At 73.3% G+C, this 21639-nt stretch carries 24 protein-coding genes and 2 pseudogenes; 14 read left to right on the plus strand and 12 right to left on the minus strand.

The window, feature by feature from the left end; genetic code table 11:
• Positions 1-23 precede the first annotated feature (23 nt).
• Positions 24-176: a hypothetical protein gene (locus tag ACIHAR_RS18425; protein WP_400020392.1), complete on the minus strand. Its 153-nt coding sequence runs from the start codon at positions 174-176 to the stop codon at positions 24-26.
• Between the two features lie 241 nt (positions 177-417).
• On the opposite strand from ACIHAR_RS18425, the gene ACIHAR_RS18430 reads away from it, so the two are divergent.
• The gene (locus ACIHAR_RS18430) at positions 418-1299 is read left to right on the plus strand and encodes an LLM class F420-dependent oxidoreductase (protein WP_400020394.1); all 882 of its coding nucleotides are present in this window, start codon (positions 418-420) and stop codon (positions 1297-1299) included.
• 79 nt (positions 1300-1378) lie between these two features.
• On the opposite strand, the gene ACIHAR_RS18435 is transcribed toward ACIHAR_RS18430, so the two are convergent.
• Positions 1379-1942, minus strand: a complete 564-nt coding sequence (locus tag ACIHAR_RS18435) for an NAD(P)H-dependent oxidoreductase (protein ID WP_365462524.1) — start codon at positions 1940-1942, stop codon at positions 1379-1381.
• A gap of 119 nt (positions 1943-2061) precedes the next feature.
• Here ACIHAR_RS18435 and ACIHAR_RS18440 point away from each other — a divergent pair, with 119 nt between their 5' ends.
• The 4 genes from ACIHAR_RS18440 to ACIHAR_RS18455 all read left to right on the plus strand — a co-directional run bounded on the left by ACIHAR_RS18440 (position 2062) and on the right by ACIHAR_RS18455 (position 6760).
• A complete protein-coding gene (locus ACIHAR_RS18440; RefSeq protein ID WP_365462526.1) occupies positions 2062-2712 on the plus strand; it encodes a helix-turn-helix domain-containing protein in 651 nt (216 codons plus the stop codon).
• 110 nt (positions 2713-2822) lie between these two features.
• A complete protein-coding gene (locus ACIHAR_RS18445) occupies positions 2823-3872 on the plus strand; it encodes a LacI family DNA-binding transcriptional regulator (RefSeq protein WP_365462528.1) in 1050 nt (349 codons plus the stop codon).
• Between the two features lie 242 nt (positions 3873-4114).
• Positions 4115-5293: a 4-hydroxybenzoate 3-monooxygenase gene (locus ACIHAR_RS18450; RefSeq protein WP_365462530.1), complete on the plus strand. Its 1179-nt coding sequence runs from the start codon at positions 4115-4117 to the stop codon at positions 5291-5293.
• Between the two features lie 30 nt (positions 5294-5323).
• Positions 5324-6760 (plus strand): aldehyde dehydrogenase family protein, encoded by a 1437-nt coding sequence (locus ACIHAR_RS18455; RefSeq protein WP_400020397.1) that lies wholly within the window; start codon positions 5324-5326, stop codon positions 6758-6760.
• Between the two features lie 85 nt (positions 6761-6845).
• On the opposite strand, the gene trxA is transcribed toward ACIHAR_RS18455, so the two are convergent.
• Positions 6846-7226 (minus strand): thioredoxin, encoded by a 381-nt coding sequence (gene trxA, locus ACIHAR_RS18460; protein WP_365462534.1) that lies wholly within the window; start codon positions 7224-7226, stop codon positions 6846-6848.
• Positions 7227-7369: 143 nt separating this feature from the next.
• Here trxA and ACIHAR_RS18465 point away from each other — a divergent pair, with 143 nt between their 5' ends.
• Positions 7370-8788 carry a dihydrolipoyl dehydrogenase family protein gene (locus tag ACIHAR_RS18465; protein ID WP_400020399.1) on the plus strand — a complete coding sequence of 473 codons (1419 nt, stop codon included), beginning with the start codon at positions 7370-7372 and terminating at the stop codon, positions 8786-8788.
• A gap of 36 nt (positions 8789-8824) precedes the next feature.
• On the opposite strand, the gene ACIHAR_RS18470 is transcribed toward ACIHAR_RS18465, so the two are convergent.
• Positions 8825-9469 (minus strand): peptide deformylase, encoded by a 645-nt coding sequence (locus tag ACIHAR_RS18470; protein WP_365462538.1) that lies wholly within the window; start codon positions 9467-9469, stop codon positions 8825-8827.
• Positions 9470-9688: 219 nt separating this feature from the next.
• Here ACIHAR_RS18470 and ACIHAR_RS18475 point away from each other — a divergent pair, with 219 nt between their 5' ends.
• Positions 9689-11125, plus strand: a complete 1437-nt coding sequence (locus ACIHAR_RS18475; protein WP_400020402.1) for a PepSY-associated TM helix domain-containing protein — start codon at positions 9689-9691, stop codon at positions 11123-11125.
• 106 nt (positions 11126-11231) lie between these two features.
• Here the strand turns inward: ACIHAR_RS18475 and ACIHAR_RS18480 are convergent, their stop codons facing one another.
• The 5 genes and pseudogenes from ACIHAR_RS18480 to ACIHAR_RS18500 all read right to left on the minus strand — a co-directional run bounded on the left by ACIHAR_RS18480 (position 11232) and on the right by ACIHAR_RS18500 (position 13754).
• Positions 11232-11597, minus strand: coding sequence for a tetratricopeptide repeat protein (locus ACIHAR_RS18480; protein WP_384648964.1), 366 nt, complete (start codon positions 11595-11597; stop codon positions 11232-11234).
• A 56-nt stretch (positions 11598-11653) separates the two neighbouring features.
• Positions 11654-12102 (minus strand): annotated as a pseudogene (locus ACIHAR_RS18485) (MarR family transcriptional regulator).
• Positions 12099-12581 (minus strand): MarR family transcriptional regulator, encoded by a 483-nt coding sequence (locus tag ACIHAR_RS18490; protein WP_365462544.1) that lies wholly within the window; start codon positions 12579-12581, stop codon positions 12099-12101. The pseudogene ACIHAR_RS18485 and the gene ACIHAR_RS18490 overlap by 4 nt, the downstream one beginning before the upstream one ends.
• A gap of 226 nt (positions 12582-12807) precedes the next feature.
• Positions 12808-13296 carry a hypothetical protein gene (locus tag ACIHAR_RS18495; RefSeq protein WP_365462546.1) on the minus strand — a complete coding sequence of 163 codons (489 nt, stop codon included), beginning with the start codon at positions 13294-13296 and terminating at the stop codon, positions 12808-12810.
• A 2-nt stretch (positions 13297-13298) separates the two neighbouring features.
• Positions 13299-13754 carry an ATP-binding protein gene (locus ACIHAR_RS18500; RefSeq protein ID WP_400020405.1) on the minus strand — a complete coding sequence of 152 codons (456 nt, stop codon included), beginning with the start codon at positions 13752-13754 and terminating at the stop codon, positions 13299-13301.
• A 127-nt stretch (positions 13755-13881) separates the two neighbouring features.
• Here ACIHAR_RS18500 and ACIHAR_RS18505 point away from each other — a divergent pair, with 127 nt between their 5' ends.
• Together ACIHAR_RS18505 and ACIHAR_RS18510 are read left to right on the plus strand one after the other, a co-directional pair.
• Entirely contained in the window at positions 13882-14112 is a 231-nt protein-coding gene (locus ACIHAR_RS18505; protein ID WP_388746984.1) for a DUF397 domain-containing protein, read from the plus strand.
• A gap of 149 nt (positions 14113-14261) precedes the next feature.
• Entirely contained in the window at positions 14262-15182 is a 921-nt protein-coding gene (locus ACIHAR_RS18510) for a helix-turn-helix transcriptional regulator (protein ID WP_365462552.1), read from the plus strand.
• A 72-nt stretch (positions 15183-15254) separates the two neighbouring features.
• Here ACIHAR_RS18510 and ACIHAR_RS18515 read toward each other — a convergent pair whose 3' ends face one another.
• Positions 15255-16073: an SAM-dependent methyltransferase gene (locus tag ACIHAR_RS18515; RefSeq protein ID WP_400020408.1), complete on the minus strand. Its 819-nt coding sequence runs from the start codon at positions 16071-16073 to the stop codon at positions 15255-15257.
• 241 nt (positions 16074-16314) lie between these two features.
• Here ACIHAR_RS18515 and ACIHAR_RS18520 point away from each other — a divergent pair, with 241 nt between their 5' ends.
• From ACIHAR_RS18520 to ACIHAR_RS18530, 3 genes are all read left to right on the plus strand, one after another.
• On the plus strand, positions 16315-17016 hold the full coding sequence (locus ACIHAR_RS18520; protein ID WP_365462556.1) for a PAS domain-containing protein: 702 nt from the start codon (positions 16315-16317) through the stop codon (positions 17014-17016).
• Positions 17013-17990, plus strand: coding sequence for a pyridoxal-phosphate dependent enzyme (locus ACIHAR_RS18525; RefSeq protein WP_400020410.1), 978 nt, complete (start codon positions 17013-17015; stop codon positions 17988-17990). Before ACIHAR_RS18520 ends, ACIHAR_RS18525 begins: the two co-directional genes overlap by 4 nt.
• Positions 17991-18160: 170 nt before the next feature.
• Complete coding sequence (locus tag ACIHAR_RS18530; RefSeq protein WP_365462558.1) at positions 18161-18523, plus strand: cupin domain-containing protein; 363 nt, start codon at positions 18161-18163, stop codon at positions 18521-18523.
• A 65-nt stretch (positions 18524-18588) separates the two neighbouring features.
• Here the strand turns inward: ACIHAR_RS18530 and ACIHAR_RS18535 are convergent, their stop codons facing one another.
• Both ACIHAR_RS18535 and ACIHAR_RS18540 read right to left on the minus strand, forming a co-directional pair.
• Positions 18589-19947 carry a VWA domain-containing protein gene (locus ACIHAR_RS18535; RefSeq protein ID WP_365462560.1) on the minus strand — a complete coding sequence of 453 codons (1359 nt, stop codon included), beginning with the start codon at positions 19945-19947 and terminating at the stop codon, positions 18589-18591.
• A complete protein-coding gene (locus ACIHAR_RS18540; protein WP_365462562.1) occupies positions 19944-20801 on the minus strand; it encodes a MoxR family ATPase in 858 nt (285 codons plus the stop codon). The genes ACIHAR_RS18535 and ACIHAR_RS18540 overlap by 4 nt, the downstream gene beginning before the upstream one ends.
• A 122-nt stretch (positions 20802-20923) precedes the next feature.
• Between ACIHAR_RS18540 and ACIHAR_RS18545 the strand changes: the two genes are divergently transcribed.
• Both ACIHAR_RS18545 and ACIHAR_RS18550 read left to right on the plus strand, forming a co-directional pair.
• Positions 20924-21127, plus strand: a complete 204-nt coding sequence (locus ACIHAR_RS18545) for a hypothetical protein (RefSeq protein WP_400020414.1) — start codon at positions 20924-20926, stop codon at positions 21125-21127.
• 54 nt (positions 21128-21181) lie between these two features.
• A pseudogene (locus ACIHAR_RS18550) lies at positions 21182-21639 on the plus strand (hypothetical protein); the annotation flags it as partial.

Here is a 21639-nt window from a genome sequence, read left to right on the forward strand (position 1 = left end):
GCCGGCGAGCTGAACCTTCGTGCTCAGGCCGCCGCGGGAGTGTGCCGTCGTCGCCGCTCCCGTCCGGCGTGCCGGTCCTCGTGCCGGACGACCCGGGTGCTCTCGTCGGCGGCGGTGACCGAGTGGCGGACGGCGGAGCGGGGGACCAGCGCCGTTCCCGGGGCGAGGCCGGTCACCCGCAGCCCGAGGCGGGGGCGTCATCCGCAGGAGTCGTAGAGAAGAGTCTGCGTTCCGCCGGCCCCGTCAGAGAGGGCGGTGCGCGGTCGCCGGGGCCGCCGTGACGGAACGCCCGGGTGACCGGCTTCCTGCCCGGCGTTCCCCGTCCGGGGACCGGCGGGAGGAGTGTCTTGACTTCGAGAGCGCTCCAACGCCTAGCGTCGACGGAGTCGGTCGCAGCGGCGAGGAACGGAGACGGACATGCGGGTGGGCGTGCACATCAACCGGTTCGGTCACTCGGGCGGCGCGCCCGCCCTGGGCGCCGAACTCGCGGCGGCCGGCGAGGCGGCGGAGGCGGCGGGCGTGAGCCGGCTGTCCGTGATGGACCACTACTTCCAGATGGAGTTCAACGGCGGCGCCGAGGAGCCCATGCTGGAGGCCTACACCACGCTGGCCTACCTCGCCGCCCACACCTCCACGGTCCGGCTCGGCGCGCTGGTGACCGGCGTGACCTACCGGCATCCCGGACTGCTCGCCAAGATCGCCACCACCCTCGACGTGGTGTCGGGCGGCCGTGCCTGGCTGGGCATCGGCGCCGCCTGGTACGACCGTGAGCACGAGGGGCTGGGCGTGCCGTTCCCGCCGGTCGCCGAGCGGTTCGAGCGGCTGGAGGAGACCCTGCGGATCTGTCTGCGGATGTGGGACCCGCACGACAACGGCGCCTTCGAGGGACGGCACTACCGGCTGGCGGAGACGCTGTGCCTCCCGGCGCCGGTCAGCGCGCCGCACCCGGAGATCCTGATCGGCGGCGGGGGCGAACGCAAGACGCTGCGGCTGGTCGCCCGGTACGGGGACGCCTGCAACCTGTTCGCCTCCTCGCCCGGGGAGGTCCGGCACAAGCTCGACGTCCTGCGCGGACACTGCGCGACCGAGGGCCGCGACTACGACACGATCCTGAAGACGCTCACCTACAGCGGCGACGCGGCCACCGACGGGGACCTCGACGCCTTCCTGCGGGACATCGGCCGCTACGGCAAGCTCGGGGTCGACACGGTGATCCTCGCGCCGCGCCTGGGGGAGACGGCCGGGTGGATCGAGCGGTTCGTGGCCCCGGCCGTCGAACGGCTCGCGGAGCTGGACTGAGACGGGACCGGGACAGGCCGAAAGGGCCCGGAGACTGCTCCGGGCCCCTTCGGGTGATTTCCCGCGGTGGCTACGGCGCTCAGGCGGCCGCGACCTCGCCCGCGTGGCCGTGCAGCCGCGCGACGACCTCGGTCAGCTGCGCGGCGACCTCGGCGTCGTCCACCGGGTGGGTCTCGGCGAAGCGGGTCAGCGAGCCCGGGACAGAGAGCTTGAGGTCCTCGATCACCTTGCCGCCGGCGATGCCCACGGCCTTGCGGGCCTCGTCCTGGGCCCACACGCCGCCGTACTGGCCGAAGGCGGTGCCGACCACGGCGACGGGCTTGCCGCCGAAGGCGCCGGCGCCGTACGGGCGGGACAGCCAGTCGATGGCGTTCTTCAGGACGGCCGGGATGGTGCCGTTGTACTCCGGGGAGAAGAGCAGGAAGGCGTCGGAGGCCTGGGCGGCCTCGCGCAGCCTGGCGGCCGCGGCCGGGACGCTGCCCTCGACGTCGAGGTCCTCGTTGTAGAACGGGATGTCGGCCAGGCCCTCGAAGAGGTCGACCTCGGCCCCCTCGGGAGCGAGCTTGACAGCCGCCTCGGCGAGCTGGCGGTTGGTCGAACCGGCGCGGAGGCTGCCGACGAGCGCGAGGATGCGAACAGACATGGGGTACTCCCAGAAGCTGAAACGGGGCCGTGAACAATCCGGACCGGGGTCCGTTTGTAGTTGTACCACTCTAAGCGGACCGCGGTCCAGTTTCATTCCCGGTGCTTTACGCTGTCTTCATGTCCGCCGTTCTGCCTCCCTTCCACGAGCCCGAGGACGCCGTCGGCGAGCCCCAGCTGCTGCAGCTCGGGCCGGCCGAGGACGAGCCCTGCCTGCGCGCCGACGCGGCCCGCAACCGGGCACGACTGCTGGACGCCGCCGCCCGCCTCATCGCCGAGCACGGCGTGGCCGCGGTCACGATGGAGGCGGTGGCCGTCGCGGCCGACGTCGGCAAGGGGACGGTCTTCCGCCGCTTCGGCGACCGCACCGGCCTGCTCACCGCCCTGCTGGACCACTCCGAGCGGAAGTTCCAGGCGGCCTTCCTGAGCGGCCCGCCGCCGCTGGGGCCCGGTGCGCCGCCCGTGGATCGGCTGCGCGCGTTCGGTATCGCCCTGCTGCGGCGCGCCGGCGACGAGATGGACCTGCAGCTGGCGGCCGAGCCCGGCGCCGACCGCCGTTACCTCCTGCCGGTGCGCCGCCTCCACCACGGTCACCTCGTGCTGCTGCTGAGGCAGGCGGCACCGGACGCCGACGCCGACCTGCTCGCGCACACGCTGATGGGGTACCTCAACCCCGGCCTGATCCACCACCTGACCCGCCAGTGCGGCATGCCGCCCGCGCGGCTGGAGGCCGGGTGGAGCGACCTGGTCGACCGGGTCACCGGCTGCTGACGCACCCTCAATTCCCGTCCCCACGAGCGGAGTCGGGACGGTGTCGGTCCGGTGGGGACCCCCGTCCGCGGCCGGACCCGCCCGACGGGTCCGCCCCCGCTTCTGCCAAGATGCGGTACGTCATGGTGCAGATACCGAACACGCCCGCGCCGACACCGTCGTCGGCGCCGCGCTCCGTGCCCACGAGCGCCGACGTGGCCCGCCTGGCCGGCGTCTCCCGCGCGACCGTCTCCTACGTACTGAACAACACCAGCGCCGTCCGCATCAGCGAACCCACGCGTCGCAGGGTTCACCAGGCCGCCAGGGACCTCGGATACGTCCCGCACGCGGCCGCCCGCGCTCTGCGCGCCGGACACAGCCGCATGGTCCTGATGCCCGCCCCGCCCGTGCCGGCGGGCCCCCTCTACAGCCAGTTCGTGCACGACTTGCAGGGCGCTCTCAGCCGGCTCGACTACACCGTCGTCCAGTACGGCGCCTGTGGCCTGCACGGCGACGACGCCGCCCGCGCCTGGGCCGAACTGCGGCCGGTCGCCGTGCTGGTGCCGGGACCCGGGCTCGGCCCCCAAGGGGTCGCCCTGCTCAAGCGCTCCGGCGCCCGCGCCGTGGTGACCCTCGGCTCCGAACCCGTCGAGGGCGCCCACGCCCTGCTCCTGGACCACGCCGGCGTCGGCCGCAGCGCCGTCGGCCACCTGTACGCCCGCGGCCGCCGCCGCATCGGCGTCGTCGTCCCCGAGGAGCCCGGCACGAGGATGTTCTCGGCGCCCCGCCTGTCCGGCGCCCGCGCGGCCCTGCACGGCACCGACGCGACCGTCACCGAACTGCCCCTCGCCTACACCGAGGAGTCCGCGGCGGCCCTCGCCGCCCGCTGGCCCGGCCTCGGCCTGGACGCGGTCTACGCCTACAACGACGAGTACGCCATGCTGCTGATGCGCGCCCTGCAGGACACGGGCGTGCGCGTCCCCGAGGACACGGCCGTCATCGGCGCCGACGACCTCGTGCTCGGCCGGCTGCTGCGCCCCCGGCTGAGCACCGTCCGCATCGCGCTGCCCTCGGGCCGTGACCTCGCCGGGCTGGTCGACCGGGCGGTCCGCAACCCCGGCGCCGCACCCGAGTCGCACGAACTGTTCGAGGCCACCGTGGTGGACCGCGACTCGGCCTGAGGCACTGGTGGCGCGCGGTGACGTCACCTGACGTACGGGTGGGGGCCGGTGATCCGGGCTGAGGCACTCGTGGCGCGCGGTGACGTCACCTGACGCACGGGTGGGGGCCGGTGATCCGGCCTGACGCCTGGTGGTGCACCGCGACAACACCTGATGCACTGGTGGTGCACCGCGACCCCACCGGATCCACCGGTGAGGACCCGCGACGCACCGGACCGCGCCGCGCCGAGGGGAGGCATGCCATGCGCACGACGGTCGGCATCATCGGCGGCGGCCCCGCCGGACTGCTCCTCGCCCGCCTCCTGCACCGCGCGGGCGTCGACTGCGTCGTCCTGGAGAGCAGGACGCGGGAGCACGTCGAGCGGCGCCAGCGCGCCGGAATGCTGGAGCAGGGCACGGTCGACGCCCTGCGCGCGGCCGGCGCCGCCCGCCGCCTCGACCTCGAGGGGCTGGTCCACCACGGCATCGAGCTGCGCTTCGACCGGGAACGCCACCACATCGACTTCCCCGTCCTCACCGGCGGCCGCACCGTCACCATCTACGCGCAGACCGAGATCGTGAAAGACCTGGTCGCCCTCCACCTCGCCTCGGGCCCCCCGCTGTTGTTCGGGGCGCGTGCGCTCGCCGTGGACCAGCCGGAGAGCGACGCGCCCGTCATACGGTTCCTGCACGAGGGCCGGGAACAACGACTCGTGTGCGACTGGGTCGTCGGCTGCGACGGCTCCCACGGAGTCGCCCGCGCCGCCTTCCCGGCCACCGCCGCCCGGACGTACACGCACGACTTCCCCTACTCATGGCTCGGGATCCTCGCCGAAGTCCCGCCGTCCTGCGACGAGTTGATCTACGCACGGCACGAACGCGGCTTCGCCCTGCACAGCATGCGCTCGCCGCGCATCTCCCGGCTCTACCTCCAGGTGCCCAACGGCACCACGGCCGACGACTGGCCCGACGAGCGGATCTGGGACGAACTCGCCGCCCGTTTCGCCATCGACGCCGACTGGACCCTGAACCGCGGACCGATCATCGCCAAGTCCGTGACCCCGATGCGCAGCCAGGTCCACGAGCCCATGCGGCACGGCCGGCTCCTGCTCGCCGGGGACGCCGCCCACATCGTCCCGCCGACCGGCGCCAAAGGACTGAACCTGGCCGTCTCGGACGTCCGCGTCCTCGCCCGCGCCTTCGAGGCGCTGCACACCACGGGCTCTGCCCGGCCGCTCGACGGGTACTCGGACCGGTGTCTGGAGCGCGTGTGGCAGGCCACCCGATTCTCCTACGACATGACCAGGATGTTGCACGCCCAACCGGATGGGGATGCGTTCGACCACCGGATGCAGCTCACCAGGCTGCGCCGGATCACCGCATCCCGACACGCGGCCGCCGAACTGGCGGCAAACTACACGGGACTTCCCCTCCCCACGTGAGTCCCGCGGGTCACCGATCGGAGAGCCGTCATGCCGTTGCTCGACCCCACGTCCTGGCAGTCACGCCCCCTGTCGGGCCCCCGGCACACCGTCACCGAACCCGCAACCGGCGAGGCGCTCGGCACGGTCGTCCTGGCCGGCGTCGAGGACGTCGCCCCGGCCACCGAGGCCGCGCGCGCCGCGCAGGCCGAGTGGGCCCGCCTCCCGCATTTCGTCCGCGCCGGAGTGCTGCGCACAGCGGGCGACCTGTTCGCCGCGCACGCCGACGAACTGCGCGAATGGCTGGTGCGCGAGTCGGGCTCCATCCCCGGCAAGGCCGACTTCGAGCTGCACGTGGCGGCCCAGGAATGCTACGAGGCCGCCGCCCTCGCCTCCCGCCCCGTCGGGCAGGTGCTGCCCAGCGAGGCGCCCCGGCTGTCGTACACCCGGCGCGTCCCCGTCGGGGTGGTGGGCGTGATCGCGCCGTTCAACGCCCCCCTGATCCTCTCCATCCGCTCCGTCGCACCCGCCCTCGCGCTCGGCAACGCCGTCGTCCTCAAGCCCGACCCGCGCACCGCGGTCTGCGGCGGCCTCTCCCTGGCCGCCGTCTTCGCCGAGGCCGGACTCCCCGAGGGTCTGCTGCACGTCCTGCCGGGCGGTCCGGACGCCGGCGCGGCCCTGGTCGCGGACCCGCGTGTCCCGGTGATCTCCTTCACCGGCTCCACCGCCGCCGGCCGGGCCGTGGGCGAGGCCGCCGGACGCCACCTCAAGCGCGCCCACCTCGAACTCGGCGGGAACTCGGCCCTCATCGTGCTGGAGGACGCCGACCTCGACGCGGTGATCTCCACGGCCGCCTGGGGCTCCTTCTTCCACCAGGGCCAGATCTGCATGACCACGGGCCGCCACCTCGTGCACGCCTCCCTCTACGAGAAGTACGTCGAGCGGCTCGCGGCGAAGGCCGACTCCCTCGCCGTCGGCGATCCGCACCGCGACCCGGTCCATCTCGGCCCGCTCATCGACGACGGCCAGCTCGGCAAGGTGCGCGGGCTGGTGGAGGCCAGCACGGCCGCCGGCGCGAAGCTCGCGGCGGGCGGCACGCACGAGCGGCGCTTCTACCGCCCGACGGTCCTCGCCGCGGTCGACGACCGCACCCCCGCCTACACGGAGGAGGTCTTCGGGCCGGTCGCCCCGGTCCGCGCCTTCAGCGGCCTGGACGAGGCCGCCGCCCTGGCCGCGGCGAGCTCCTACGGACTCTCCCTGGGCATCGTCACCCGCGACGCCGCCCGCGGCCTCGACCTCGCCGAACGCATCCCGACGGGCATCGTGCACATCAACGACCAGACGGTGAACGACGAGGCCGTCGCCCCCTTCGGAGGAGTCGCCGCCTCCGGCACCGGCGCCCGCTTCGGCGGCGAGGCCAACCTGGAGGCCTTCACCGACGTGCGCTGGACGACGGTGCGGAGCGACGTCGCGCCTTACCCGTTCTAGGACCTGTCGATCATTCCCGTCGTCCGCCCGGAGGGCGGTGCGGACGGGGGCAGGCCCCCGGGAGCCGCCCGGCCGCCTCCGGGAGTCACTGGCCGTCGGTCGCGGCCTGCTGCTCCTCGATCGACTTGCGGACCTCGTCCATGTCGAGCTTGCGGGCCTGCCCGATGACGTCCGCCAGGGCGGCCTCGGGCAGGGCACCCGGCTGCGCGAACACGGCCACGCGGTCCCGGACGATCATCAGCGTCGGGATGGACTGGATGCCGAAGGCCGCGGCCAGCTCCGGCTGCGCCTCGGTGTCCACCTTGCCGAACACCAGGTCCGGGTTGTCCTCGGCGGCCTTCTCGTAGACCGGGGCGAACTGACGGCACGGCCCGCACCAGGACGCCCAGAAGTCGATCAGGACGAAGTCGTTGTCGGTGACCGTCTGGTCGAAGTTCTCCTTGGTGAGCTCCACGGTGCTGCTCATGGCGTGATTCCTTCTTCCCGGTGCTTCCTGCCAGGTGTGTCCTGACATGGGGTGAAGCCGTCCGCACAACACGGTCGGCCGGTCGCGTATTCCGCGCCCCTACCCGTGTGGTCACCCCGCACACCACCCACCACACTGGCCCCATGACGGAAACGGAAACCATCGCGTACGACGTCGTGGTGCTCGGGGCCGGGCCCGTGGGGGAGAACGTCGCCGACCGCACCCGCGCGGCCGGCCTCACCACCGCGGTCGTGGAGAGCGAGCTGGTCGGCGGCGAGTGCTCCTACTGGGCCTGCATGCCCAGCAAGGCCCTGCTGCGCCCGGTCATCGCCCAGGCCGACGCCCGGCGGCTGCCGGGCCTGCGCCAGGCGGTGCAGGGCCCCCTCGACGCGGACGCGGTCCTCGCCCACCGCAACCACTACACCTCCGACTGGCACGACGACGGCCAGGTCCGCTGGCTGGAGGGCATAGGCGCCGACCTCCACCGCGGCCACGGCCGCCTGACCGGCCCCCGCACCGTGGCCGTGGGCGACAAGATCCTCACCGCCCGGCACGCCGTCGCGGTCTGCACCGGCTCCCGCGCGGTCCTGCCCGATCTGCCGGGCCTGGCCGAGGTGAAGCCGTGGACGAGCCGGGAGGCGACGAGCGCGCAGTCGGTCCCCGGCCGCCTCGTCGTGGTCGGCGGGGGAGTCGTCGCCACCGAGATGGCCACCGCCTGGCGGGCCCTCGGCGCACGGGTCACCCTCCTGGTCCGCGGCAAGGGCCTGCTCAACCGCATGGAGCCGTTCGCCGGGGAGATGGTCGCCGAGGCGCTCACCGAGGCCGGCGTGGACGTGCGCACGGGCACCTCCGTGAAGTCGGTGACCCGCTCGGACGGCACGGTGGTGGTCGTCACCGATGCCGACGACCGCATCGAGGCCGACGAGATCCTCTTCGCCACCGGCCGCGCCCCGCGCACCGACGACATCGGCCTCGAGACCGTCGGCCTGGAACCGGGCTCCTGGCTCTCCGTCGACGACAGTCTGCGCGTCAGCGGAAGCGAGTGGCTGTACGCCGTCGGCGACGTCAACCACCGTGCCCTCCTCACCCACCAGGGCAAGTACCAGGCACGGATCGCGGGTGCCGCCATCGCGGCCCGCGCCTCGGGAGTGCCGGAACCGCAGTCCGGACCGTGGGGCGCCCACGCGGCCACGGCCGACCACCACGCCGTCCCGCAGGTCGTGTTCACCGACCCCGAGGCGGCCGCCGTCGGCCTCTCCCTGGCGGAGGCGGAACAGGCCGGCCACCGCGTCCGCGCCGTCGACGTCGACCTGTCCTCCGTGGCAGGGGCGGGGCTGTACGCCGACGGCTACAAGGGCCGCGCCCGCATGGTGGTCGACCTGGAGGAGGAGATCCTGCGCGGGGTCACCTTCGTCGGACCGGGCGTCGGCGAGCTGATCCACTCGGCGACCGTCGCCGTGGCCGGCCAGGTCCCGGTCGCCCGCCTGTGGCACGCCGTCCCGTCCTACCCGACGATCAGCGAGGTGTGGCTGCGGCTGCTGGAGGCGTTCCGGGACAGCTGATCCCTCCCGCGGCCGGTTCCGCCGGCGCGACACCCCTCACGGCAGCTCGAAGCCCAGTGCCCGCGCCGCCTCCTCCGGCGTCGGCTGCGCCCACAGCTCCACCACCGTCTCGTTGGCGGAGAGGGAGCGCAGTTCGGCCCGGTCCAGGTAGAGCGTGCCGTCGAGGTGGTCCGTCTCGTGCTGGACGATCCGGGCGGGCCACCCGGTGAACACCTCGTCCAGCGGGTGACCGTGCTCGTCCTCGGCCGTCAGCCGCACCTCGGCGTGCCGGGCCACCACCGCCTGCCAGCCCGGCACGCTCAGGCAGCCCTCGAAGAACGCGGCACGGACGCCGCCGACGGGCTCGTACGACGGGTTGACGAGGACCCGGAACGGCTGCGGCACCCGGCCGCGGGCCACCCGCACCTCCTCCGGCACCGGTGCCGGGTCCTCGATCACCGCGATCCGCAGCTCCACGCCGACCTGCGGCGCGGCCAGGCCCACGCCCGGCGCCGCGTGCATGGTGCCGCGCAGGGCCTCGACGAAGCGGGTCAGCAGCGCCGGCTCGAGCTGACCCTCGTAGCGCTCGGTGCCGGCGCGCAGGACCGGGTCTCCGGCCGCGACGATGGGCAAGGGACCGCCGGGGGCGAGGAGTTCCTCGATCCGCTCGGCAAGGGGAGCGCGGTGACGGGGAGATGCCATCGGGCCAGCATGCCACGACGGCGCCGCCCGCTTCCGACTCCCGTGTGATGCGGGTCACTTGAACTGCCGGGAACTCGACGGGGCCCGCAACCGACCACTGGACCGTCACGGCTGAGGAGCTCGCGACCGAAGAGCTCCTCGGCCGCACGGTTCACAGCCGCACGGTTCACGGCCGAAGAGCCGACGCACACCGCCCACCGACCCGGGAGAAGCCCGCCGATGTCCACCGCTCCCTCGACCTCCCCCACTTCCGGCTCCGCTCCAGCGGGGGGACCTCCATCGGACGAGGCCCCGCAGCAACCCGCGGCGCCCGAGCCGGCGTCCCGCGGTCCGTGGGCCCCGCTGCGCCCCCTGGTGCTGCGCCTGCACTTCTACGCCGGCGTGCTGGTCGCGCCGTTCCTGCTCGTCGCCGCGCTCACCGGCTTCCTCTACGCGGGCGCGTTCCAGGCGGAGAAGATCGTCTACTCGCACGAGCTGACCGTGCCGGTCGGCGACACGAAACTGCCGATATCCGCGCAGGTGGCGGCCGCCCGCAAGGCGTACCCGGACGGCACGGTGACGGCCGTGCGGCCCTCCCCGGCGGACGGCGCCACGACCCGCGTCCTGCTGTCCGGGGTCGAGGGCGTCGACGCCACCCACAGCTTCGCCGTGTTCGTCGACCCGTACACCGGCGAGGTGCGCGGCGGACTGGAGCAGTACGGCTCGACCGGCGCCCTGCCGCTGCGGACCTGGATCGACGAGTTCCACCGCGACCTGCGGCTCGGCGAGAACGGGCGCCTCTACAGCGAGTTCGCCGCGAGCTGGCTGTGGGTGATCGCGGGCGGCGGTGTCGTCCTGTGGTTCTCCCGCAGGCGCGCCCTGCGCAAGGTCCGAGGCGCCCGTGGGCGGCGCCGCACGCTCGGACTGCACGGCACGGTCGGCGTGTGGGCCGCGATCGGGTTCTTCTTCGTGTCCGCGACCGGTCTGACCTGGTCGCAGTACGCGGGCACGAGCATCGACGAACTGCGCACCTCGCTCGGCGGTGCCACCCCGTCGCTCTCGGCGGCGGCGAGCGGCGGCGACCACGCCGGTCACGACGCGGCCGCCGGCGACGGCGGAAACGGTGAGCACGGCGTCGGGCTCGACAAGGTCCTGGCCGCGGCCCGCGCCGAGGGTCTGGGCGACCCGGTGGAGATCGTGCCGCCCGCGGACGCCGAGTCGGCGTACGTCGTCAAGCAGGTGCAGCGAAGCTGGCCCACGAAGCAGGACGCCGTGGCGGTCGACCCGGCCACCGGCGAGGTGACCGACGTCCTGCGGTTCGCGGATTATCCGGTGCTCGCCAGGCTCACCCGCTGGGGCATCGACCTGCACACCGGGGTCCTGTTCGGTCTGGTCAACCAGATCGCGCTGATGCTCCTCGCCCTCTCGCTGATCCTGCTGATCGTCTGGGGCTACCGCATGTGGTGGCAGCGCGGCCGCGGCTCCGCCTTCGGCCGGCCCGTCCCGCGCGGCGCGTGGGCGCAGGTCCCGCCGTACGTCCTCGTGCCGCTGATGGCGATGATCGCCGTCCTCGGCTACTTCGTGCCGCTCCTCGGCATCCCGCTCGCGGCCTTCCTCGTCGTGGACGTCGTCCTCGGGGAGATCGCGCACCGGCGCGGGCGACGGGCGTCCGCCTGAGCGACGCGTACGGCACACGGGAGCGGCCCGGCGGTGGTCTCCACCGCCGGGCCGCTCTCCTCACCGCCGGGCCGGTCCCCTCGGGACAGGGGCGCCGGCCGCCGGCTCAGTCCTCCGGGAAGTCGCCCGCCAGCGCGGAGGCGAGGCGCAGGTGCGGTCCCGCCTCCGCGTGCCGTCCCTGCCGCTCCAGGGTGCGGCCCAGCATCAGCCGGGCGTACTGCTCCACCGGGTCGCGCTCGACGATGATCCGCAACTCGGCTTCGGCTCGGCGCAGTTGGGCCGAGTGGTAGTAGGCGCGAGCCAGCAGCAGCCGGGGACCGGTCTGCTCCGGCACCTCCTCGACCAGCCCGGCCAGGACCCGGGCCGCGGCGGCGTAGTCGCGCGCGTCGAAGAACAGCTGCGCGCGCTCCCACCGCTCGGCCGGCGTTCCATGGGCGTAGTACGCGGTGTCGTACGCCGCCTCGTATGTCATGTCCACTCGTGACCTCCTTCGAGGCCGACAACCGGACCTGTTCGTTGAATATTCCACTACCCCTGGGACTTCAGCGCGGCCAGTTCCGCGTCGGCCCGCTCGGTGACCAGGCTCAGGACGCGGCCGGCCACGGCCAGGTCCTCGGCGGCGATGCCGGCGTAGATCCGGGCGGAGATCCCGCCCGTCTCGGCGGCGGTCGTGGCGATCAGCTCGCGTCCCGCCTCCGTCGGCCGGATCAGCGGACCGTCGTCACCAGCAGCCCCCAGTCGAGCAGTTCGCCGACCGTGGCGCGGACGTCGGAGGGGTCGTTCTTGAGCGCCCCGGTGACCTCGGCGACGAGGGCGTCCAGCTCCAGGGGGCCGTCGGCGACGACCACCGCCCGGAGGGTGATCTGCTGCAGGAAGGTGGCGCCGTGCCCGGCGAGCACGTGCTCCACGATGGCGCGGCCGGCGTAGTGCGCGAGACCGATGACGCGGCCGTTGACGGTGGGTGCGGTGGTGGTCATGTCTCCCCCTGGGGACTGGTGTCGGTGACGTCGAGAGGTACGTCGAGCAGGGCCCTCAGTTCGCTGGTGAAGGTGCGCGTCCGTGGACTGTCCAGGCCGCCCAGCGGTTCCAGCAACCGCTCCAGCAGCCCCTGGACGACGGTGATCGCCCGTCGTGTGACGTCCTGGCCCTGCGTGGTCAGCGCAAGCTGGACGGCGCGCGGGTCACGCGGATCCCGGGTGCGCTCGATCAGCCCCGCGGACTCCAGGGCCCGGGCCAGCTTGGAGACGTACAGCGGCTCGAGGCCGGTGTGGTCGGCGAGGCGGCGCTGGCTGGGGCTTTCCCCGGCGCGCTGCATGCCGTACAGCGAGGCCACCAGCGAGTACTGGGCGTGGGTGAGACCCAGCGGTGCCACCGCCCGGTCGACCGCCACCCGCCACTTCGTCGACAGACGCCACACCAGATAGCCGGGCGTCGCCCTTTCGGAACCCTTGCTCATGGCGAATACAGTACATGGCTACTGTAGCCATGGCTACTATTAAGTCGGTCGTCGCGGTCGTCGCCGTCGTATCGGTCGTCGTAGCCGGCCGCGGCCGTGCCTGACGTCGCCGAGGCGGTGCGGTGCTCCTGGAGAACCGTTCGTGACGGGGGCCGGTCGCCCGTGGGTGTGGGTGAGGGCGGGGGCGCGCGCCTGTCCGTCCCGCCGCCCCCCGGGGACCCGCGCGTCAGTCCGTGAGTGTCGCGTCCAGTTCCCTGCTGGCCCGGACGATCTCCCGGTCCGGTTCGTCGAGCAGGTGGCGCAGGACGCCGCGCTGGGCGCGGACGGCGTGGCGTGCCTCGCGCTCCCATTGGACGTAGTTGTCGCGGCGGCGCAGCAGCTTCGGGTAGGCGGCGGCCGTGGTCTCCCACTGGCGGGCGACGGCGATGCTCTTCAGCAGTTTCAGGATCTCCACGCGGCAGGTGACCTGCGGGAGCCGGACGAGCTCCCAGAGGAAGGGCACCGTGGCCGCCGTCGCCTGTCCCACCACGAAGCCGTACTGGCAGATGCGGCGGCGCAGTTGGCCGAGCGCGGAGCCGGCGGTCTCGGCGTCGCCCCGGGCGACGGCGGTCAGCAGGAAGGGGATGGCCGCGGCGCAGCCGGTCGAGTCCTTGATGTCGGGCCACGGCACACGGGCCAGGTCCTCGAGCGGTGCGGATCTCTTCGTGGGAGTCATGGTCAGGTGTGGAAACGGGTCGGAAGCATGGCCCAGACGGTCTTGCCCACGGGGGAGCGGCGGGTCCAGCCCCAGTGCTCCGAGAGGGCTTCGACGATGTGCAGTCCGCGGCCGTGCTCCAGCAGCGAGTCGGCGGTGTGCGGGTAGACGGGCGGCTCGTCGCTCGGGTCGGTGACGGCGCACACCAGGTGCGAGCGGCGCAGGGTGAGCCTGAGCCGTACGTCGGCGTCGTCGGCGGGCCGGTCCGGCAGCGCGTGCAGGACGGCGTTGGCGGCGAGTTCCGTGACGACGGTGAGCGCGTCGTCGGTGCAGTGGTCCAGCGACCAGTCGTCGAGGGTGCGGTGGGTGAAGTCCCGTGCCCGGGCGAATCCCTCCCGGCTGCCCGTGAGGTGCAGCGTGGCGGTTCTGGACGAGTCGCGGACGGACTCGGGACTCCGGAACTGCGCAGGTGATGACACGGCATCTCCCTGAGGCGACGTCAGGACGGGGTGGCGGAACTGCGGTTGACGACATGGCTATTATCCACGCTGACGATGTCCTCGTGCAATTTCACGGGAAATTGCGCGTACGAGCGAGGAGAGTGCAGTGTCGTCAGTGCCGAACGGAGTGCGGGCGAGCGCGCTGGGCGCCCGCTGGATCAAGAGCAGTCACAGCAATGCCGAGGGCAACTGTGTCGAGGTGGCCGTTCTGGACGGGGGAGGTGTCGCGCTGCGCAACTCCCGCGACCCCGACGGCCCGGCCCTGGTCTACACGCCGGCCGAGGTGGCCGCGTTCCTCGCCGGGGCGAAGGGCGGGGAGTTCGACCACCTGCTGTAGGGCGGGGGCCCGCCGGACAGTGGCGTCCGCGGGCCGGTGAGCACCTGACGGCGGGGGCACGGGCGGACTCAATTCCTCTGCTCCGTACGGCCGGAGGCCTTCGGATGCGATAATGGGCTTCGTCGTCTGCCGGTCAACGGGGAGTCAGGATGCCTGCCGAGTCACCTCGCGTCTCCCGCCTCGAACCGTATCTGAACCGGGCCGAGCCCGCCCCGACCTTGCTGAAAATGCTGGTCGGTGTGCAGTTGGCGGGCATCCGGGAGGACGTCGGCCTCTCCCAGGAGCAGGCCGCGCGGGCCCTCGGGTTCAGCCCGGCGAAGCTGTCGCGGATCGAGGCGGGCAAAGGACGCCGCCCGCCCGTCGAGGCGGACGTCCGCGCGCTCCTGGAGCTGTACAAGGCGGACGAGTACGAGGCCTCCGTGCTGCTGCAGTTGCTCCGGCGCGCGGGAGAGCCGGGCTGGTGGCAGCGCTACGACAAACGGCTGATGCCCGAGTGGTTCGACCGGCTGGTCGGACTCCAGGAGGCGGCCACCGCCATCCGTACCTTCGAGATCCAGTACGTCCCGGGCCTGATGCAGATCCCCGCGTACACGCGCGCCGTCGTGCAGCGCGGGCTTCCGACGGCCTCGTCGCGGGAGGTCGAGCGCCGGGTGGAGCTGCGGACGCGGCGCTGTGAACTGCTCGCGCGGCCCGACGCCCCGCAGGTGTGGGCGGTCGTCGACGAGTCCGTGCTGCTGCGCGTCCTGGGCGGCCGCGAGGTGATGCGCGAGCAGCTCGCCCACCTCGTCGAGCTCGCCCAGCTGCCCCATGTCACCCTGCAGATCGTGCCGTTGGACGTGACGCACGCGTCCGCGCCGGCCATTCCCGTGACGTATCTGCGGTTCGGCGGCTCCGACCTGCCCGACGTCGTGTACCTCGAGCAGATCAGGAGCGCCACCTTTCTGGAGGACCGGGACGAGACGGAGGAGTACCGGGTCTCCCTGGACCGGCTGGCCGACGAGGCCCTCAACCCGCGGGAGAGCCTCGCGCTGCTGCGGGAGACGATGGAGCAGCGCTACCCCGCGCCCTGACGCCGCTCGCCGACCGCTCCGCTCCTGCCCCGCCGGCTTTCTGTCCGGCGGGGGTGTCGGTCAGGACGCCGGTCAGGGCAGACGGCCCACGCCGCCGAACTCGATCCACTCCTGGGTGAGCTGGCGGGGCGCGACCTCGGTGTCCGGCCGCCAGGTGGAGACCTCCACCAGCCCCGGCTCGAGAATCTCCAGACCCTCGAACAGTGCGGCGACGTCCTTCTCCTGGCGGACCCGGCCCCAGTGCCCCTGAGTGGCCTGGTCCATGAAGTTCGTGACGAAGTCCCGTACCTCCGGGTCCTCGCTGACCAGCTGGCACATCACCAGGAAGCTGCCCGGGGCCAGGCGCTCGGCGACGCGTCGGACCACCGCGGGCGGGCCGTCGGTCTCGCTGTCCGGGATGCAGTGGAAGACCGAGTTGAACAGCACGGCCGCCGGCTGCGAGAAGTCGATCAGGCGCTCGGTGTCCGGGTGGCTGAAGATCGCGTCGGTCTCGCGCATGTCGGCGTGGATGACGGTGGTGCGTTCGTCCTGCTCCAACAGGGCGCGGCCGTGCACGAGCACCATCGGGTCGTTGTCGACGTAGACGACGTGCGCCGTCGGGTCGATGCGCTGGGCGACCTGGTGGACGTTGTCCTGCGTGGGCAGGCCGGACCCGTGGTCCAGGAACTGCCGGATGCCGTAGTCCTGCGTCAGCGTCCTGACGACCCGCTGCAGGAAGCGCCGGTTGTTCAGGGCGAGCGCACGGGTGCTCGGGACGACCTTGTCGAGTTCCTCGCAGGCCGCGCGGTCCGCCGCGTAGTTGTCCTTGCCGCCCAAGTAGTGGTCGTACATGCGCGCGGCCGTGGGGACCGTGGCATCGATCTTCGTGGACAGCTGCTTGCCAGGCTGCATCTCTTCCCCCACTCCCGGGCCGCGCCACGGGTCGGCGCGTTCGGCAACCCATCCTAGGGAAACGGCATTTGGCGGTGCCACCCCTTGATCGATGGTTCCCCTGAAGGCGGGACGCGGGAGGGCCGGTGGACGCCCGCGTCTCATCGCCCTCTGGACTGTATGTCCAGAGCCTGGATCCGTGGTCTAATCGAGGGAGCCGGAGCCTGAGTCGGGGCCGGGGTCGAGTCGTACGGGAGGGCGGATGACGGCCGAGGACCTGCGGGAGGCCGAGCGGAACGCGATCCTGCGCGCGCTCGTCCCCGTCGTGGACGGCATCGCGGCGACGTTCGGACCGGTGTGCGAGGTGGTGCTGCACGACTACCGGCGGCCGGAGGCGTCGGTGGTCGCCGTCGCCGGGACGGTGACCGGGCGTACGGTCGGCGGGGCGATGAGCGAGATCGGCATGCGGGTCCTCGCCCGCGGCGACGACGCCGACGACGAGCTGAACTACGTCACCCGCACCGGCTCCGGCCGGCTGGTGAAGTCGTCGACGATGGTGCTGCGCGACTCCGCCGGCGCGGTGTTCGGCGCCCTCTGCGTCAACGTGGACGTCACCGAGGTCGGCAGGGTTCAGGACCTGCTCGCCGCCCTGGCCGGGGGTGGCGCACCGTCCGCGGAGACGCCGGTGACCACCTTCGGCGACGACATCGACTCCGTCGTCGACGCACTTCTCGACGCTCATCTGGACCAGACCTGGGGCGGGCTGGACCGCGCCCGGCGCCTGGCGCTCTTCCGCGGCCTGGACGAACGCGGCGTGTTCGCCGTGCGCCGCGCGATCGAGCAGGTCGCCGCCCGCCTCGGCATCTCCCGGGCGTCCGCGTACAGCTACCTGTCCCAGGCCAGGGCGGCGGGCACGCCCGGTACGGCCGGCCACCACGACACCTCCGAGGGAGCACACCCGTGACGACCACACCCCCGCCGATCACCCCCGACGACGTCCGGGACGCGGCCGACCGCCTCAAGGGCGTCGCCCACCGCACGCCCGTGCTGCACTCCCGCACCCTCGACGCGCTCGTCGGCGCCGAAGTGCTGCTGAAGTGCGAGAACTTCCAGCGCGTCGGCGCCTTCAAGTTCCGCGGCGCCTACAACGCGGCCTCCCGGCTCACCCCGGGGCAGCTCGCCCGCGGCATCGCCGCCTACTCCTCCGGCAACCACGCTCAGGCCGTCGCCCTGGCCGCCCGCGAACTCGGCACCACCGCGGTGATCGTCATGCCCGAGGACGCGCCCCGCTCCAAGCGCGAGGCGACCGAGGCGTACGGCGCCGAGATCGTGACGTACGACCGCTACGCCGGCGATCGGGTGGCCATCGCCGAGACCCTGGCCGCCGAGCGGGGCCTGACGCTGATCCCGCCCTACGAGCATCCGCACGTCATGGCGGGCCAGGGCACCGCCGCACTCGAACTCCTGGAGGAGGCCGGGGAGCTGGGAGCCCTGCTGACCCCGGTCGGCGGCGGCGGGCTGATCGCGGGGAGCGCGACGGTCGCGAAGGACATGGACACGGGGATCCGGGTCGTCGGCGTCGAGCCGGAGGCCGGGGACGACACCAAGCGGTCGCTGGAGGCGGGCCGGCGCGTGAGCGTCCCGGTGCCGCGCACGATCGCCGACGGCCAGGCCCTGCACACGCCCGGCGAGCTGACGTTCTCGGTGAACCGGCGGCTCGTCGACGCGATCGCCCTGGTCTCCGACGACGAGATCCGCGCGGCCATGCGGTTCGCCTTCGAGCGTCTGAAGATCGTCGTCGAGCCGAGCGGCGCCACGCCGCTGGCCGCCCTGCTCTCCGGTCGCGTGGGCGAGCTGCCGCGTCGCGTGGGCGTGATCGTCTCCGGCGGCAACATCGACGCGGACCGGTTCGCGCGGTTGTGCGGAGACGGTGTCTGAGCCGCAGACGGTGGCCGAGCCGAGCCAGGACGCGGGCGGCACCCGAATGGCGGCCCCTGAGGGGCGGACGGACGATGGATGTGTGCGGCCCGGCCCCCACCGGTGACGTCCAGGCCGCCGGGCAGGCCGGGCCCGGCCGTGGTGAGACGCGGCCGGAAGGGAGGAGCGTCATGCTGGAAGTGAAGACGCTCGACAAGGCGGACGAGCGGCGTGATTTCCCGCGCGGTCACCTCGAGGCCGTCCACATGTCGGGGCTGGACTTCGCCGTGGCGACCTTCGAGCCCGGATGGCGCTGGTCCGAGTCCGTGGCCCCGATCGCGGGCACCGAGAGCTGCCAGGTCCACCACAACGGCTACGTGGTGGAGGGGCGCATGCACATCGCTATGGACGAGGGCGGCGAGGCCGAGCTCGGCCCGGGCGACGTCTTCGTGATCTCGGCCGGTCACGACGCCTGGGTCGTGGGCGACGAACAGTGCGTGGTGTACGACTTCGCGGGATCGATGGCCACGGACTACGCGAAGGCCGAGCAGTAAGCCGAGGGCGCCGAGGAGCAAGCCGAGGAGCAAGGGGCGGACCCGGCCGGATCCGACGGTGCCCGTCAGACCGGCAGCAGTCGGCCCACCAGTGCGCCGAGCTGGCGGGCGTTGCGGCACTCGTGCATCGCGACCAGCTCGGCGTAGTCGTACGCGGCGGAGTCTCCCGTGCCCCACTGCGGGCGCGGCTCCGGGTTCAGCCAGTGCACGCGGCGCGCCCGTCCGGCGATCTGCCGGACGGCCGCCAGGTTGGGGTCGCTCATGTTCGTACGGGCGTCGCCGAGCACGAAGACGGTGGTGCGCGGGCCCACCGCGTCGGCGTACCGCTCCGCGAACTCGCCCAGGGCCACGCCGTAGTCGCTGCTGCCGTGCCAGCCGGTCAGGGTCGCCTCCGCGCGGATCCGGGCCCCGAGGCCCCCGGGGTCGGCCGCGCCGTGTTCGAGCAGGTTCGTGACCTCGTCGATCCGGTTGACGAAGGCGAAGACGCGCACCCTGGCGAACTGGTCGTGCAGGGCCTGCACCAGCAGCATCGTGAAGTCGGAGAAGCCGGTCACCGAGCCGGACACGTCGCACAGCAGCACCAGTTCGGGCCGCGCCGGACGCCGGCGGCGCAGCACGGGGCGCATAGGCACCCCGCCCGTCGACAGCGAGCCGCGCAGGGTGCGCCGCAGGTCGATGGTGCCGCGGGAGGCCCGGCGGCGCCTGGCGGCCAGCCGGGTGGCCAGCTTGCGCGCCAACGGCTGGACCGTCCGCCGCAGTTCGGCCAGCCGGTCCTTGCCGGCGTACAGGAAGTCGACCCGGTCGGCGGTCGGCGCGACCGCCCGCCGCGCGATCTCGTCCCGGCCGCGCCGCTCCGCCACCCGCCGCCGCGCCTCGGCGGCGACCAGGGCCCGGAAGGCCTCGATGCGCCGCCGGATCTCGTCCTCCAGCAGCCGGCCGGCGAAGCCGTCCCCGCCGCCCCGACGCCGGACGTCGTCGCGCACCCGCGCCAGCAGCGTCTGCGGGCGCAGCCGTTCGAGCGTCTGGTACGACGACCAGCCGTCCGAGCCCGGTGAACTCCCGTAGCCGCCCAGCCCGTCGACCGATTCCGCCGCGAGCCGGGCCAGCAGTGCCTCGTCGTCGGCGGCGAGCGCGTCGGCGAGCCGGTCCCGCAGGTCGTCCCGGTCGCCCGGTTCCGTCCCGGGCGCGCCGACGCCCCGCGGGAAGTACAGGTCGAAGACGGTGTCGAACAGCCGCCGCTGCTCCGTGGTGTGCAGCAGCGTCGCGGCCAGTCCCTCGCGCAGCAGCAGCCGGTCGGCGAACCCGAGCAGGGCCGCCGCCTCGGCCGCGTCCACCGTCTCCCCGGTGCCGATGCGCACGCCGTGCGCGCGCAGCGCGGCGACGAACCCGGTCAGGCGTGCCGTCGGGTCCGCCGGGGCGGTCATACGGCGTCCAGGTCGAGCTTGGCGGCGGCCTTCAGCACGTCGTCCTGGTGCTTGAGGATGACGCCCAGCGTGGCGCGGACGAGACTCTCGTCGAGCGTGCCGGCGCCCAGGGCGAGCAGGGTGCGCGCCCAGTCGACGGTCTCGGCGACGGAGGGCGCCTTGCGCAGGTCCATCGCGCGCAGCGCGCCGACCACCCGGACGACCGACTCGGCCAGCGCCGCGTCGATGCCGGGCACCTTCAGCCGGACGATCCGGCGCTCCAACTCCTCGTCGGGGAAGCCGATGTGGAGGAAGAGGCAGCGGCGGCGCAGGGCCTCCGACAGTTCACGGCTCGCGTTCGACGTCAGGACGACGAAGGGGCGGCGGGTCGCGGTGACGGTGCCCAGCTCCGGCACGGTCACCTGGAAGTCGCTGAGCACCTCGAGGAGCAGCCCCTCCACCTCGACGTCGGCCTTGTCGGTCTCGTCGATCAGCAGCACCGTCGGCTCGTCGCCGCGGATCGCGGTCAGCAGCGGGCGCGGGAGCAGGAACTCCTCGCTGAAGATGTCCGTGCGGGTCTCGTCCCACGTCTCGTCGCGGCCCGCGCTGATGCGCAGCAACTGCTTGGCGTGGTTCCACTCGTACAGCGCCCGGGACTCGTCGACGCCCTCGTAGCACTGGAGGCGGACGAGCCGGGCACCGGCGACCTGGGCGACGGCCTTGGCGAGTTCGGTCTTGCCGACCCCGGCCGGGCCCTCCACGAGGAGCGGCTTGCCGAGCCGGTCGGCGAGGAAGACGGTGGTGGCGACGGCGGGGGAGGCGAGGTAGCCGGTCTCGGCGAGACGGGCGGAGACATCGTCGACGGACGTGAACAACGGGGCCTCCGGGCGGTCGGGCGCGGGCTGGACGGGATTCCGGCCACCTATCTAAGCGCTTGTTCACCCCGCTTGTCACCAGGGTTCGGGCCGTTGTCGGTGGGGGGCGCTACGTTGCGATCATGGGTGTGTATCTCGTGAGCGTCAGCGCGCAGGACTGGTCGGTACCGGGGGAGGAGGGACACGGAGACGTCGCCGCCGCGCTGAGCGCGGAGCTGGAGCGGCGCGGGCTGCCGCCGTACGAGCCGGGGAGCGCCGTGCCGGACGCCCCCGGCTCGTTCGAGGAGAAGGTCAGCCCGTCCATGGACGGCTTCACCGCGCTGTGACGTGCGCACCTGACCGGCGCGGAGCTGTCCGCCCTCCTCGACTGGTCCGTCCTGGTGCCGCTGTCGCTGGAGGAGGAGATCCTCCTCCCCGTCGGCACCGCGTACACCGGTGACGAGACGCTGGTCGCCGGGGCGCCGCGGATCCTCGCACTGGCCGAGCGGCTGTCCGGCGGCATCGGCCTGCCCCTGGACGTGATACCCGAGGGACGGAACCTCGACCTGAGCCTGTGGTTCCTGGAGGGCGGTGCGCGGAAGGCCGCCGAGGAACGGCCGGGCCCCTGGAGCGGCGACCTGGACGCGGCCTTCTACGTGGCGCTGTACCTGCGCGCCGCCCAGTACTCCCTGCGGTACGGCCTGCCCCATGACCTATTGCTGAGCCCCGACCGGCACCGCGGCGGCGGGGGCGCCCCCCCCCCCCGCCGCCGCCCGCGGCCCCCCCCCGGGGGGGGGAGCTGCAGAACCCCCCCCCCGAGGCCGCCCGGCACGCCCCGGGGGCCGCGGGGGCGGGGCCA

The sequence above is a fragment of the Streptomyces sp. NPDC052016 genome (genome assembly GCF_044548445.1).
Classification (GTDB): Bacteria; Actinomycetota; Actinomycetes; order Streptomycetales; family Streptomycetaceae; genus Streptomyces.